The organism is Vibrio sp. MA40-2, assembly GCF_047302445.1.
Taxonomy (GTDB): domain Bacteria; phylum Pseudomonadota; class Gammaproteobacteria; order Enterobacterales; family Vibrionaceae; genus Vibrio.
In genome coordinates this window covers 2,045,538-2,060,855 of sequence record NZ_CP178628.1, presented here as the reverse complement: position 1 = coordinate 2,060,855, position 15,318 = coordinate 2,045,538, and the positions used below count along the sequence as shown (strand labels likewise).

The following is a 15,318-nucleotide window of genomic DNA, read 5'->3' as shown; positions in this document are numbered from 1 at the left end:
GATTTAAGGTGCCATTAAACATTAAGGGACGAAGTTACCAAAAGGAGTGGCGTTGACTTTTGAGCATAAAAACTCATCCTAGCCCTTTATACAAAAGGGCTGTGACTCTTTTAACATTTTACATGTTTGTACTTATCTGGCCTGATAATCAATTCTATTGAACGAATATACGCGTCATTTGTTTCAATAGCGTCATGTAGTTCGTCTAAAACATTTTCCGTTATTGCTTTTACTTTTGCCTTGCTTAGCTTAGTTTCTGGTAGCCAGTGGTGGCTATAAACTTCTTTTACACGATTAAAGTTCTTCCCGTCTCTGTCTTTAATCAAAAAGGCACCAGCCTCATACCATCCTTTCGCTTTAAAGCTTTTGGAATGGCCTGATAGATAGCTTGCACGACCTCCTGAACCAGCGGATAAGTTTTTAACACACAGATCATACCCACACTTCGACAGTTCTAATAGTGCGGTAGATGCATGATATTCTGGTTCCAGGTGATATGCACTTAGTTGGTAATCTTCCGCGTTGAACACCAGCGTTGAAGCGTCACTTTCTCTAATAACGACTTCTAACACGCTCACTGATAAATCGAGTTCACTTCCTATTGGAAAGTTAAAATCATTGTTACTACGTGTTGCTTTATCACAAAGTACAAAATGCGAATTACTCATCCCACTTTTGATTTTCTGCATTATGGGATGATCATTATTGTTCCTAAGCTTAAAGTCATAAGGAGGAACAGGTATTGACTCATTTAAGGCAAAGTGTTGCTCTTTTTCATCAAAAGCAACTACACCTTTGAATTGATCAGTCGTAATATTTTCAGAAGCTAAAAGCTTTTTCGTATCGCTTTCAGTTAGTTGTAGATATTCAACACCGTCAACTAATGTCGATGCACCTAAAAGAAGTGTATTAATTTTAGGTGGATTTACGCACGAGAGATATTCACCTTCCAAAAGATGATGCATGAGCATGACTTTTCTAGAATAATCACTTTCGCTTAAAACAATATCTTGTTTTGTAAGTTTATCTAGTTCCTTGTCGATGGCCCATACGTTGTTGCCATTGGGTACTTTAACTAACAGCGGAATACCAATATCAAGACACTTTTGCAGCTTAACTTTCATTGACACTTTTGTGTCAATGTCACTTAACTTATAGAAAATCTTGTTTCTCAATCTCAAACCATCATCCTTGTGAGCTAGCGATAAAGAGGGCTATTAATGCTATTAATAGCAAAAATAGCAGGGTAAAAAACCAAAATTTGAATATGACTCATTCCACCCTATCTATCAAGTTAAACTTTCTCGCTGCAAACTAACCTAGATTGATAATGTTATTAGTAATGCTCAAACTACCTTTGGATGCATTCTCTATATGATTCGACCACCAGGTCATCAGTTCTGTTCGATGTTTTAGGTACTCTGATCGGTTATACGCTTTACGTACAGCATTTTTGTCAACATGAGCTAATGCAGCTTCAATAACATCTGGATTAAATTCTTGTTCATTAAGCGTTGTACTTGCTAATGCTCTAAAGCCGTGAGCAACCAACTTATTTTGATACCCAATACGGCGAAGTACTTTATTTACAGTCTCTGTATGAATATGTTTTTTGGGATCGCGATTGGAAGGGAATAAATATGTGCTATAAGGTCGTTTAAATCGTTCTAAGATGCTCAGTATCGCGAATGACTGCTCTGTAAGTGGAACTGTATGTTCACGTTTCATTTTCATACGCTCTGCTGGAATAACCCATAGTTTTTTATCTAAATCAATCTCAGACCATTCAGCTTTAGCCGCTTCATTTGAACGTGTCATCGTATGTAACTGCCATTCAATTAAAGCACGTGTCACGACTTGTAAGTTGGAAGCATTCAATGTGCGCATCAGCTCGGGTAGTTCATCAGGCTTTATAGTGGCCATATGTTTAACTACAGGCTTTTCAAATGCTGCTCTTATACCACTCAATGGGTTTGCATGAATAAGGCCGGTATTGACCGCAAAAGTCATGACTTCATTTAAACGCTGGGCTAAACGCCTAACTGTCTCTAGATTTCCTGATTTTGCGACATTTTTCAAAACTGCAATTACGATTGGTGCTGTCAGGCTAGATATTGGATACTTACCTAGTGAAGGAAAGATATGTAGATTTAAAGATCTCCAGATGTCCTTAGCGTAACCCTCCGTGATCGATGACTTCTTGATAGTAAACCAATTTTCAGTCACAGCCTGTAGAGTGTTACTGTATTGATCTTGTTGCTTAAGCCTTTGTTCATCTTTATAAACTTTGGGGTCAACGTGTTGCGCAAGTAGCTCTCTGGCTTGTTTTCTTTTCTCTCTTGCTTGAGCCAAAGAAACTTCAGGATAAACACCAAAACCAAGGTTTGTACGATTCTTCGTAAAAGGCTTAGTGTATTTAAAGACCCACGTTTTCGAACCAGAGGGCTTGATTTTAAGCTGTAAGCCATCACCATCAGATAAAGTATATTCTTTCTCTGAAGCCTTAGCCTGCTTGACTTGAGTGTTAGTTAATGGTGCTATTTTCTTTGCCATGATGTACCACCGAAAAAGCCAGTCGTGGCACAAGCCGATGTACCACTGATTCATTAATGGTACATTAGAAAAGACTGGTGGTACATTAGGTAGTACAAAAAGTGTCGGATGAAAAAGAGCGATATTGGACTTTAAAACGCCCTAACTCATTGATTTCCTATATTTCAGATAAGAAAAAAGACGCTCTAGAGCGTCTTTAAACTTGAATGTGGCGGTGAGTGAGAGATTCGAACTCTCGGTACGTTGCCGTACACACACTTTCCAGGCGTGCTCCTTCAGCCACTCGGACAACTCACCGTATTTTGGGTTGCTACGCGAGAGCGTTAACAACGAGGCGCTAATTTAATGATTCTACGCGGTTTGGTCAAGTGGAAAAACAACAAAACTCGCGCTTTTCTGGTCGACTGACTACAAAACAACCTTTGCTCACATCAACCCTCCTCTTCGCTAACGTCTAAATGAAATTAATTATCGACTCCATCACACCTCGAGCCATCAATTTTGATCATCAGAGGGGCTTTTGCCACTATCCGTTATTACCTCTATCCATTATTACCAATATCCGCAGTAACAAAAGGATAATAATTTATGATATCTGTTGCTTTGATAGACGACCACGTGATGGTTCGCTCTGGCTTTGCCCAGTTGCTAAGCGTTGAATCAGATATAACCATTGTCGGCGAATTTAGTTCAGCAAAAGAGGCTTTTAGTGCCCTTGCTACTCTTCCCGAGTTAGATGTTGCCGTCATTGATATCTCTATGCCAGATGAAAGTGGCTTGTCGTTGCTTGCTCGCTTAAAAAAAGTTCAGCCGGAATTAAAAGCGATTGTGCTGAGTATTTATGATTCAGCTTCATTTGTTAGTAAAGCCATCGATGCAGGTGCATTGGGCTATCTTTCTAAGCGATGTGGTCCCGGTGAATTGGTAACCGCTATTCGCACTGTCTCTGCTGGAGATCGCTATCTTTGCGCCGATGCGCTGTTTAATTTGAGTAACGCCAACGTGCCTTCTACGGCACTCGACCAATTAACCAAACGAGAAAAACAAATATTTGAGCAACTTATTCAGGGCAAAGATGTAAAGGAAGTGGCTTACGATTTATCGCTAAGTCATAAAACCGTTCATGTCCACCGCGCGAATATATTGGGTAAACTTTCGTTGTCCAACAATGTCGATCTAATCCGTTTCGCGATTAAAAATAAATTGTTACCCGAATGAAAACCGTAAAAGAACAAATAAGCAGTCGCGCTTTTACCAGCCTTTTTATTTATGTTATCTACAGTATTACTTGGTTTTGTCTTTGGAGTATTAGCGGTTATCTGGTCAGCAATATTTACATTTCTGGCTTGTTTCTACCAATTGGTTTGAGATTGGCAGTATTGCTTATCATGCCAATTAAACATTGGTGGGTGGTGTTTTTAAGTGAGTTTGTTCTGACTTGCGTTATTGTACAAACCTTGCAACCTAGCCAAACTGATCTGTTGTTATTTATTGCTCCTTTTATTAGCTACAGTGTTATTCGCCCCATACAACGCTGGTGGCAGCACTTAGACACTTATTGGCAACAACTATTGGCTTTATTAGGGGTAATTGTTGTAAATAGTTTGTTGTATGGCTGCGTTATTTTCTTTTTAAGCAAGCCGTTATTGCTTGACCTCAGTTTAATATACAGTGCCATGATCGCCACCCTCACTGGCGGTATTATCCTTGCGCCATTTTTTTACCTTCTACATGATTACTTAAATCAAAAGGTTTGGGTTCCGCTCTCTCCCACTCTAGTGCACAACGAAGTGACGTTGCGCCCGTCTGCGTTTTTATGGATGTTATTATTTTTCTGCATTGGTTTACTTGCTGAGCTTAGTTTTAAACAACAAATGGCTTCACTGCTTTTAATCGTGGTTCTGTTGCCAAATATTTTTATGGCTTACCGATACGGCTGGCAGGGCGGCATATTAGCCGCAGTGATGAATAGCGTATTACTGACAATGGCAAAGAAAGTAATGGGCTCATTTTCAACCTACGAAGAGATGCAACTGTTTTTAACGACCCAGGCCTTAGTAGGTCTAGGGCTTGGTATCGCGATTAGTCGCCAGTACTTGTTGTCAGAAAAACTCAAAAAGCTGAACTATGAACTTGCTCATGAACTCTCGGTTAAACAGGCGCTGACTCGCCAGTTAGTGCATGTAGAGGAAGATATTCGCAAATCGGTCGCCAGAGAACTCCACGATGAAATAGGGCAAAATATCACGGCGATACAAATACAGGCGACGTTAGCCAATCGAACAACGCAAGAAAGCAATACCAAACAAATTGCGACTGCGATAAATGATCTAGCGTTTAGAGTGCATAGCGCGACACGCCAACTATTATCTCAACTGCGACCGCATGTGCTAGACCAATTAGGGCTTGAAGGTGCTTTAAAACAAATTGCCAATGAAATGAGATTTTCTGAACGTAACGTTACCTTTAATTTAAATATTGGTTTTGACACTGAACAATTAGACGACGTTACTTCAGTTACGGTTTATCGAATTGTGCAAGAGCTGATCAACAATGCAACAAAACATTCTCACGCCACCGAAATTACCCTTACCTTCTTGCCAGGAACATTATTTAGCATGGAGTACAGGGACAACGGCATTGGCCTACCAGTAAACTGGCAAACTAAAGGAACGGGGCTAAAAGGTTTATCAGAGCGTATTACGGCTCTAGGAGGCAGTTTATCTATCAGCAATGGCTCGACAAATACAACGAGTCAACAAATTCGCAACGATAAACTATCCAATAACAGCAAACCTGATAGTAATGATAAATTTACACCTATGGGTATTCGGATCGTGGTCAGCCTACCAACTAAAGCGAGTCGCTCTTTATCAGCAAAAACAGACCAGCGCGCTTCCTCGCCCGACGCGACCATTGGTGGCGACATTAGGGAGAATAGATAATGTTTGGATTGTTGTCTGCAAAGCCACCTGTCGATACGATAACCGACCAAAAGACCGTTAATTCAACCTATCACTATTGGCGCTTACATCTGATGATATCCATGTATGTAGGCTACGGTATATTCTATTTTACTCGCAAAAGCTTAAACTACAGTATGCCTGTTATGTTAACCGATTTAGGTTGGGAACCTTCCGATATTGGTATGATCGCGACTGTTTATTATATTACGTATGGCACATCGAAGTTTATTTCAGGCATGATAAGTGACCAGTCCAATCCAAGTTATTTTATGGGATTTGGCTTAATTGCTTCTGGCATTATTAACGTTCTTTTTGGCTTTAGTTCATCATTAACCGCCATGCTGATTTTATGGACACTGAATGCGTTTTTTCAGAGTTGGGGTTGGCCTGCCTGTGCAAAGCTACTTACAACCTGGTACTCACGCTCGGAAAGAGGCTTTTGGTGGTCAGTTTGGAATACATGCATTAATGTTAGTGGCGCTCTTCTTCCTATATCCATCGGCTATATTGTTCTAACTTGGGGCTGGCGATTCGGATTTATTGTACCCGGTATTATTGCCATTATTGTGGGGATTGTTTTGTCATTTCGCATGCAAGACAAACCGACCACACTGGGCTTACCGACCGTTGGTGATTGGCGTGATGATCAGTTAGAAAAACAACAGGAACAAGAAGGTATTGGTCTTCCATTTCAGAAAATTGTCAAAACCTACGTTCTTGGCAATAAATACATCTGGTTACTGTGTAGTTCGTATTTATTGGTCTACGTAGTACGAATAGCGGTAAATGATTGGGGAAGTTTATATCTAGTCGAACGCCATCACGTTGATTTACTCACCGCGAACACCGCCGTCTCTATGTTTGAAGTGGGTGGCTTTTTAGGTTCATTGCTTGGCGGTTGGGGATCGGATAAATTTTTCCATGGTAACCGAGCTCCAATGAATCTTATTTTTGCTCTCGGTATTTTTATCTCTGTCGCAGCATTATGGTTAACCCCCATGAATAATATTTTTATATTATCTGCATGTTTATTTTCGATTGGTTTTTTTATCTTCGGTCCACAAATGATGATAGGTATGGCTGCGGCAGAATGTTCACATAAAAACCTAGCAGGCACCGCGACAGGTTTTGTCGGCTTATTTGGTTATCTGGGGGCAGCATTGGCCGGTTATCCGATTTCTATCGTCATTGAACAATTTCAATGGCAAGGATTTTTTGCAGTCATTACTTTAGCCGCCGCTGCTATTGGTATGTTGTTGATCCCTTTTGTGCGAGCCCAACAACGAAGCAATCGTTCTATAACTAATTAGCTGGCCAGTTTATTTAGCGCCTCGCTCCACAGTTATCTACTGGACTTATCTAACTGTGAACCGAGTCTCAAATCCTACATTCACCCTTCAAAACTAGGAAAAATTCCTAGTGGGCTAAAAACCTGTCTCATTCATTTTCTTTGTCTTTTTTCTACTATTAACTTGTACCTCAATAACGTTATCTCCCCAATATAACGTTATTGAAAGTACACAAGCTCCCCTACACAACGAATCACAAAAAAGTGATACCAGCTCAGCGTGTAAAGTGAATGTTTTTCGATAAACCACCACTTTTGGCTAGGCAAAAACAATAAGAAGAGGAAACAAATAATGAAAGGGAATATTAAACGCCATCTGCTAGCAGCTTGCATACTCGGTTCTACTGCATTCGCAGCGCCACAAGTTATGGCAGAAGGCCGATTAATTGTGTATTGCAGTGCAACCAATGCCATGTGCGAAGCAGAAACCAAAGCGTTTTCAGACAAATACGATGTAAAAACGTCTTTTGTTCGTAACGGTTCTGGCAGTACGCTTGCGAAAATTCAAGCAGAACGCAAGAACCCAAGAGCGGATGTTTGGTATGGCGGGACTCTTGATCCACAATCACAAGCCGGTGAGATGGATCTTCTAATGCCTTACAAATCACCTCAACTAGATAATATTATCGATAAATTTAAAGACCCAGCAAAACGCAAAGGTAACTACTCTTCTGCGGTTTATATGGGTATCTTAGGCTTTGGTGTTAATACCAAGCGTTTAGAAGAAAAAGGTTTAGCTATCCCTCGTTGTTGGGAAGATTTAACTAAACCAGAATACAAAGATGAAATCCAAATTGCCGATCCACAAAGTTCAGGTACTGCTTACACTGCCCTCGCCACTTTTATTCAACTTTGGGGTGAAGATAAAGCATTCGACTACTTTAAGAGCTTAGACAAGAACATTTCCCAATACACCAAATCGGGTGTGACACCATCTCGTAACTCTGCTCGTGGCGAGATTGCTATTGGTATTGGGTTCTTACACGATTATTCTCTAGAGCAGTCTCAAGGTGCGCCTTTAGAACTTATTTCTCCATGTGAAGGTACTGGGTATGAGATCGGCGGCGTCAGCATGATCAAAGGCGCTCGTAACGAGGAAAATGCCAAGTTGTTCATCGACTGGGTACTGTCTAAAGAAGGTCAACAACTTGCTTGGCAAAAAGGCAAGTCTTTCCAAATTTTAACCAATGTAGATGCAGAGCAATCTCCGTATGCGTTAGATCCTCAAAAACTGGATCTTATCGATTATGATATGAATACTTACGGCGCTTCTGACACACGTAAACGCTTAATTAAAAAATGGGTTAACGTGGTTAAAATGGGCGAATAAACCAGCCTTAATGTGAGTGGCGCAGCCGCGCTACTCTCTTCTCTTTTTATAAGAGCGAATCATTTTATAAGATTTAGTCATTTATAAACACTGACTATATAGGAACTGACTTTGCCAGTTCTTAGGTCTGTTATTCACTAATTTTCGGTTGGAAATATCATGTCTCAATTTGCAACAGAGTCAGACTTGAAAAATCGCCTTGCAGAAAATTCGCAACGTGACCCAATATTTTATTGGATCATGTCAATTATTGCTGCTTTCATACTTTTGCCCACTTTTTCCCTCGATTATGGGCTTATGGACTCAACATCTGATGAGTTTTTTGAAGCAATGGCATGGAGTGGTACTAATATAGCTTGGCTGTGGTTTAGCCTACCATTGGTACTTTTAATTCGTCCTAAATTTGCCTTAAATAAATATCATACCACCCGCCACAAGTTCGATATTGGCTACACGCTGTTTTGTATCGTATTTATTATTGCTTCCTCAGCAATAACAGGTCAGGGCTTGGGTTATTCCACCCTATTCCTTTTTGCTGCTTTAGCAATGACCATGACACAGGCCATGGCACGGCTCGAGTACATGGGGGGAGATGCCTTTGTTATCGGCTCATTAGTCTCGATTATTGGTCTTATTTCGGCCTTTATACTTTATCCAAGTATCGCCATTTTTGTGCCGATGTTTCAAGATGAAATGGGTAACTTTGTTGCTTGGCAGTTCATTGAAATTTTATCGCAAGCGCAGATCATACAAATTATTCTCAACTCTATTATGTTGGGATCGTCTGTAGGTATTACCGCAACCTTTTTTGGCTTGATGTTCGCAATTTATTCAACCCGTATTGCTGAGAAATCGGCGTTTATTACGCGAATCTTTTCTATTCTACCGATTGTAACACCACCATTTGTAGTGGGATTAGGCGTAACATTAATGCTGGGGCGCTCTGGTTATGTGACGGAATTGATGGTTGATTGGTTTGGTTTCGAAAATACCAATTGGCTGTACGGTTTTACTGGTATTTGGATGGCGCAAGTACTCGCTTTTGCTCCAATGTCTTTTATGATTTTAGATGGGGCAATGAAGTCATTACACCCTTCTTTGGAGGAAGCTTCCTATACGTTGCGAGCGAATCGCTACCAAACGTTTTTTGGCATTGTACTGCCGTTACTTAAACCTGCGCTGGCTAACTCATTTTTAATTATTTTCGTTCAATCCTTAGCTGACTTTAGTAACCCGTTAGTACTGGGCGGTAGTTTCGATGTACTTGCTACACAAATTTATTTCTATATTGCAGGCGCACAACTTGACTATGCCTCAGCCAGTACACTTGGTGCGGTACTATTAATCTTCTCATTGGCTATTTTTGTTATCCAGTATATGTGGATAGGCAAACGCTCTTATGTGACGATTTCTGGTAAATCTTACCGAGGAGATGTTCAGCCTCTACCCACCAGTTTGCGTACTTTTGTCTCAGTTACGTTATATGGTTGGATGGTATTTAACGTCTTGCTGTACGGAAGTATTGTCTTTGGTAGCTTTACCGTAAACTGGGGCGTGGATTATTCACTGACTCTGGATAACTATATCAACCTATTTGGTATGGGCTTTGGTGAAGGTGCTTGGCCATCATTGATCAGTACCATGACTTATGCAGGTATTGCCGCACCAATTACAGCAACCTTTGGTTTACTGATCGCTTATATTGTGGTTCGACAACAATTTCATGGTAAAAAAGTGGTCGAATTTATCACTATGCTGTGTTTCGCTGTACCGGGAACAGTGGCGGGTGTTTCATACATCCTTGCTTTTAACGATGCGCCTATTTACTTAACCGGAACCGCAGCTATTGTCATCATTTCGATGGTAATGCGTAACGTACCAGTCGGTATTCGCGCTGGTGTGGCAGGGTTAGGCCAACTAGATAAATCCTTAGATGAAGCGTCGCTCAGCCTTCGAGCTAACTCATTTAAAACCATCATTTATATCTTAATACCGTTACTTCGTCCGGCTATTTTGTCATCGCTGATATACAGTTTCGTCCGCGCTATGACAACGGTGAGCGCAATTATATTCCTTGTGACACCTGAGACTCGTGTAGCGACTTCTTACATTTTAAACCGTGTAGAAGATGGCGAGTACGGTATTGCTATCGCCTATGGCTCACTGCTTATATTTGTCATGTTAAGCATCATTCTGACCTTTGACTACCTAGTAGGCGAGGCACGAATTTCCCGTTCAAAAGCCAAGAACCAAGACTAAATTTGTGGAGAAAATAAAAATGAAAGACAACAGCTTTGTAGTACTCAAAAATGTATGCAAGCGTTTTGGAGATAATACGGTAATTGGTGGACTGGATCTGGAAATAGAAAAAGGGACATTGGTTACTCTACTTGGCCCATCAGGTTGCGGTAAAACCACTGTGTTACGTTTAGTTGCTGGGCTAGAAAAACCCACCAGCGGGCAAATATTTATTGATGGGGAAGATGTGACAAATACCTCTATCCAACATCGGGATATTTGTATGGTGTTTCAGTCCTATGCATTATTCCCACATATGTCATTATTTGAAAATGTCGCCTACGGTTTAAAGATGATTAGATTACCAGCTAATGAAATCAAACAACGGGTAGATGAGGCATTAGCATTAGTCGATTTAGGGGATATGGGCGACCGTTTTGTTGACCAAATATCTGGAGGTCAGCAACAGCGTGTGGCACTGGCTAGAGCACTGGTTCTAAAGCCAAAAGTATTATTGTTCGATGAACCATTAAGTAACCTTGACGCTAATTTACGACGTAGTATGCGAGAAACTATCCGAGATCTACAACAACGCTTTAATATTACCTCGCTTTACGTCACTCACGACCAAGCTGAAGCTTTCGCCGTTTCAGATACAGTTGTAGTGATGAAAGATGGCGATATCATGCAAGAAGGCGCACCCGATAACCTGTATCGCTCGCCAGCTTCGATGTTTATGGCAAACTTTATGGGCGATGCGAATATATTTGACGGCGAGTTTAAGCAAGGCAACCTAATAATTAACGACTACAAAATTGACGCAGATTCAGCCGTTATCCATGGTTTCCCTGAAGGGCATTATCAAATTGGCGTGAGACCTGAAGCCATTCTTATCGCAGGAGAAGGCGAAGTATGCCAACAGTGCCAAGTTAAAGGGATTGTGTACATGGGGTCAATGTACGAGGTGGCAGTAAACTGGCACGGACAGGAGCTATTGCTACAGCTAAACTCCTCACAGTTTGATCCGGAAATTTCAGATCACGCTTATTTAACCATTAATCCAACCGGTATTTTTCTATTACCTAATGCCGCGTAACATCTTGATGATATAACGCTAAAGGGGTCAGGCCTTGCCTGACCCCTATTTTTTCATCTATTAACACTCATCATATAAAAAACCTTGCAATTATCTCAAAGAAGCATAGTGTTATACTCATGTATATCACTATACTCCATAGCAAGGATCATAATGACCGATTGGCACAATGACCAGCCTATTTTTCGCCAGCTCAGTGAACGCATCTGCCAACAGATTCTGCAAGGTATCTGGCAAGAACAACAACCGCTTCCTTCGGTACGAACTGTGGCGACTGAATTAAAAATTAATCATTTAACAGTAATGAAAGGCTACCAATTATTAGTTGATCAGGGGTTGGTTGAAAAAAAACGTGGTCAAGGTATGTTCGTAGTGCCCGGTGCATTATCCCTTCTACGTGCCAAGCAGAAACAAGACTTTTTACAACAACAAATCCCTATGATTGCTCAAACATTATCGCAAATCGATATGTCAATAGACGAGTTTATTCAACACATTAAACACACTCAAAAGCGACAACAAGAGACAGCAGGTAAACAATGAAACCTTTAGTCAGTGTTCAAAACGTTTCAAAAAATTATCAAGCTTCAAGATCGTATAAAGGATCAAAGCACTCACAAACTAAGGTTGCGTTAAACGACATCAGTTTCGAACTATACCCTGGACAGATTCTTGGCCTACTGGGACATAATGGCGCGGGGAAATCGACCTTAATCAATGCATTGCTTGGGGCACACCGATACCAAGGCGAGATTGACATTAATGGCTGCCACCCTATCCAGCAACATGCAGAATTAATGCTGCAGTTAGCATACATATCCGATGTCAACGTGCTACCCGATTGGATGAGCGTCAAACAAATACTTAAATATACGGCGGGTGTGCATCCAAGTTTTGATATAGACAAAGCCACACACACATTAGCTCGCACCCAAATTGATCCTTCAAGTAAAATCAAAAGCCTATCTAAAGGTATGAAAGTTCAATTGCACCTCGCTATCGTTATCGCGACAGACAGTAAAGTATTAATATTAGATGAACCAACACTGGGATTGGATCTACTCTATCGAGATGTATTCTATCGACACCTTTTAGAATGGTTTCATGACGGTGAGCGTGCACTGATTATTGCCAGCCATGAGGTCTCAGAAATCGAACATTTACTTACCGATGTTGTCATGCTTAAGCAAGGTAAAGCCATACTGCAAGGCCGTATGGAAAAGATAGGCGAAGACTATTTTATTTTAGAGGCGGACCAAAAACACAGCGAAATAATTGAGTCATTGAATCCTTTAAATAGCCAAATTAGCCTAGGCACAGTCAAGTGTTTACTCAAAAGCGACCAACTCTCTACCGCAGAAAATTGGGGGAATATTCATCGAGCTAGCTTGGCCGATCTGTTTATTGCTTTACAAAAAGAGGACGTATAATGCACGCCAGTATCTATATGCTAGAAAAAGAATTGATCGAGCACAAAAACGTTACTCGTGTTCCTTTTTTTCTATTTATTGTGGCGGTTATCATGATTGTCGGACTAATAGCTAACTCGAGCCACAATAGTCATATGGCATTTGAAATGCATTACTCGGGTAATAATGTAGACATGTTTGATGCTTTTTCATCAAATGTTTATGCCGCAATGAGTTATTCAGTTAGCTTAGTTTCTATTATTTTAAGCTCACTATATTTACCAAAAACCTTACGTAAAGAACGAGTAGAAGGCAGCTCGATGTTCTGGCGAAGTATGCCCGTTTCTCATGCCCTAACCCATAGTGTGAAACTCGGCTTTGGCTTGTTAGTCATCCCTGCAATTTGCTCGTTGTTATTATTGAGTACAAATTTAATATTATGGTTGGCGAATATCTCAATCAATGAACCTGTTACCCTATTCTTGGGGCAAGTTTCATTTATCGACATCATCATTAACTGGTTGGATTTTTTATTTAAAATGAGCCTTATCGCCTTGGCATTACTACCGCTGGCAACTATTGCATTAATGACCTCCCAACTGGTTAGTTCGCCAATACTTATAATGCTATTGGGCTACTACGTCGTTAAATGGGTGTCGTTATACCTGTTTGGCTTTACTGCATTAAGTGTGTTTTTTGATGCAATATTATCTATTCCAAACTTGATTTTCAGTTCTGAACCATTAGCTGGTTTCATCCATGCAGGAGCGTTCAATCTGATTGTCTATTACACACTAGGGATCGTTGCATTATTCGCCAGTCTATCTTTAAGTCAAACCAATGAGCTTTCTTTTCGACAATAAACACCGGGGCCAGATGTTGTTTTTTGTGCTTAATAAACAACAAAATAAACACCTGCCCCCAAATTTTATATATGCGATACGTAACCAGGCACGCGAAACCACTTACGACAACTATCTAGAAAGTGTCCGTATATCACCCCCATACCACAAGAAATAGCCGCATTAGTTGTTACTGCGGTTACTATTTGATCAACAGAAGCACCTACTGAAAACAAAATAGCGGCATATACTGGTGATTGAAAGGCAACATACGCAATAAGATCTGAGACATTTTTGACAAATGAGCTCGGCGATAATTTTGCACCTTGTCTAAGTGCCCAATCCCTAAATAATCCATACGGCAGTGCAATCAATATATTGACTGGTATAGAAACTAACCTGGATGCGAGTGATTTCTCAAACGACATTCCTGATATAAAAACTTCAATAATCATCCCTGAAATAAAGCAAAACACCACCATTGCAAATGTGTCTGCAGCTGCGTTCCTAATGCAAAAAGGAGCACGTGATTTCATTTTTTTCCTCGGCAAAATAGATAAAAATTACAACAAAAAAACAGTTAAAAAACGCCCACTGAGCCTTATATTTGGCTCTAGATTTTCCCGCTATTAAAACAGAAAAACTGTAGCTTGTATCACCAAATTTTAAGCATTTTGGCAGTTGATAACACCAATTATTTCCTTAAAAATAGTGAATTGAACTAGAATAAATTACAATGATTAATTGGTGAACATTTACCTTTATAACCATAGTATAAGTCTGGTTTTTAGCTTGTTCACTTAAGTCATTAGAGAATAAAACACGAGATCTGTCTGCTCAAATAAACTCAAATACGTGTTAAGATACGGGCTAAACTCATTTTGGGAATGTAACGTGACATTGAAAGAATTGCTTCAACAACCTGAATTTGAAAATAAGCTTCTCGGCGAAGCTCAAACACGCGGTTTTATTACCGCTATGGCCGCCGCACCGATTTTACTCGACCCAACAGAATGGATCCCTTTTCTTTGGGGTGGAGAAGAAATCGCTCCCTTCAGTGATGGTGCGCAATTTGAACACTATGCCGATTTAGTTATCGAGGTGTGGAACACTACCCGCCCAGAGCTATTAGATGGTACTTGGCAGTGGCCAGAAGGCTATACGCTAGATGAAAAAGAGATCGTTTCTCAAGATGCTAAAGACTTTGTCGAAGGTTTACTACAAGGTTGGCAATTGGCTCGAGACGACTGGGAAACATTGATGCCAGAGCACAGTGAAGACAATGCCTTGCTCGGTGGTGTCTTGCTCTCTTTAAGTATGTTGTATGATCCAGATACTGCGATAGAAACACTTAAGCAGCACGGTGTGGAAGGTTTAGAACAATTCGAAGAAATTTATGCGGCTATTCCGGTGATGCTATGTGGTTTAACTCAGCGAGGTGCTGAATTAGCTCAACAGCAGTAAATCGGTACGTAAAGCCTGTACGCAAATTGATAAATCAATATATCAATATATCAATAGATAAGTCGTATAAAT

General features: G+C 40.5%; 13 protein-coding genes and 1 tRNA gene. 10 read left to right on the top strand and 4 right to left on the bottom strand.

Translation table 11 applies throughout. From position 1 onward, the window contains the following. Nucleotides 1-110: 110 nt before the first annotated feature. The 3 genes from ACLKML_RS16960 to ACLKML_RS16950 all read right to left on the bottom strand — a co-directional run bounded on the left by ACLKML_RS16960 (nt 111) and on the right by ACLKML_RS16950 (nt 2,850). Entirely contained in the window at nt 111-1,124 is a 1,014-nt protein-coding gene (locus tag ACLKML_RS16960) for a hypothetical protein (protein ID WP_413284188.1), read from the bottom strand. Between the two features lie 190 nt (nt 1,125-1,314). Beyond that, complete coding sequence (locus ACLKML_RS16955) at nt 1,315-2,553, bottom strand: integrase domain-containing protein (protein WP_413284187.1); 1,239 nt, start codon at nt 2,551-2,553, stop codon at nt 1,315-1,317. A gap of 209 nt (nt 2,554-2,762) precedes the next feature. Beyond that, nucleotides 2,763-2,850, bottom strand: a tRNA-Ser gene (locus ACLKML_RS16950). A gap of 291 nt (nt 2,851-3,141) precedes the next feature. Here ACLKML_RS16950 and ACLKML_RS16945 point away from each other — a divergent pair. The 9 genes from ACLKML_RS16945 (at nt 3,142) to ACLKML_RS16905 (ending at nt 13,803) form a co-directional block, all read left to right on the top strand. Beyond that, nucleotides 3,142-3,771 carry a response regulator gene (locus tag ACLKML_RS16945; RefSeq protein ID WP_413284186.1) on the top strand — a complete coding sequence of 210 codons (630 nt, stop codon included), beginning with the start codon at nt 3,142-3,144 and terminating at the stop codon, nt 3,769-3,771. Continuing rightward, entirely contained in the window at nt 3,768-5,498 is a 1,731-nt protein-coding gene (uhpB, locus tag ACLKML_RS16940) for a signal transduction histidine-protein kinase/phosphatase UhpB (protein WP_413284185.1), read from the top strand. Before ACLKML_RS16945 ends, uhpB begins: the two co-directional genes overlap by 4 nt. Further along, complete coding sequence (gene uhpC / locus ACLKML_RS16935; protein WP_413284184.1) at nt 5,498-6,829, top strand: MFS transporter family glucose-6-phosphate receptor UhpC; 1,332 nt, start codon at nt 5,498-5,500, stop codon at nt 6,827-6,829. Before uhpB ends, uhpC begins: the two co-directional genes overlap by 1 nt. 330 nt (nt 6,830-7,159) lie before the next feature. Beyond that, a complete protein-coding gene (locus ACLKML_RS16930) occupies nt 7,160-8,197 on the top strand; it encodes an ABC transporter substrate-binding protein (RefSeq protein WP_413284183.1) in 1,038 nt (345 codons plus the stop codon). Between the two features lie 159 nt (nt 8,198-8,356). Beyond that, complete coding sequence (locus ACLKML_RS16925; RefSeq protein ID WP_413284182.1) at nt 8,357-10,456, top strand: ABC transporter permease; 2,100 nt, start codon at nt 8,357-8,359, stop codon at nt 10,454-10,456. Nucleotides 10,457-10,475: 19 nt separating this feature from the next. Further along, nucleotides 10,476-11,531, top strand: coding sequence for a ferric ABC transporter ATP-binding protein (gene fbpC / locus ACLKML_RS16920; protein WP_413284181.1), 1,056 nt, complete (start codon nt 10,476-10,478; stop codon nt 11,529-11,531). Between the two features lie 153 nt (nt 11,532-11,684). After that, nucleotides 11,685-12,074 carry a GntR family transcriptional regulator gene (locus ACLKML_RS16915; RefSeq protein WP_413284180.1) on the top strand — a complete coding sequence of 130 codons (390 nt, stop codon included), beginning with the start codon at nt 11,685-11,687 and terminating at the stop codon, nt 12,072-12,074. Further along, nucleotides 12,071-12,961, top strand: a complete 891-nt coding sequence (locus tag ACLKML_RS16910; protein WP_413284179.1) for an ABC transporter ATP-binding protein — start codon at nt 12,071-12,073, stop codon at nt 12,959-12,961. The genes ACLKML_RS16915 and ACLKML_RS16910 overlap by 4 nt, the downstream gene beginning before the upstream one ends. Further along, nucleotides 12,961-13,803, top strand: a complete 843-nt coding sequence (locus tag ACLKML_RS16905) for a hypothetical protein (protein ID WP_413284178.1) — start codon at nt 12,961-12,963, stop codon at nt 13,801-13,803. The genes ACLKML_RS16910 and ACLKML_RS16905 overlap by 1 nt, the downstream gene beginning before the upstream one ends. A gap of 65 nt (nt 13,804-13,868) precedes the next feature. On the opposite strand, the gene ACLKML_RS16900 is transcribed toward ACLKML_RS16905, so the two are convergent. Next, nucleotides 13,869-14,318 carry an L-alanine exporter AlaE gene (locus ACLKML_RS16900; protein ID WP_317716223.1) on the bottom strand — a complete coding sequence of 150 codons (450 nt, stop codon included), beginning with the start codon at nt 14,316-14,318 and terminating at the stop codon, nt 13,869-13,871. 358 nt (nt 14,319-14,676) lie between these two features. Between ACLKML_RS16900 and ACLKML_RS16895 the strand changes: the two genes are divergently transcribed. Then, entirely contained in the window at nt 14,677-15,246 is a 570-nt protein-coding gene (locus ACLKML_RS16895) for a UPF0149 family protein (RefSeq protein ID WP_413284177.1), read from the top strand. Nucleotides 15,247-15,318: the final 72 nt, after the last annotated feature.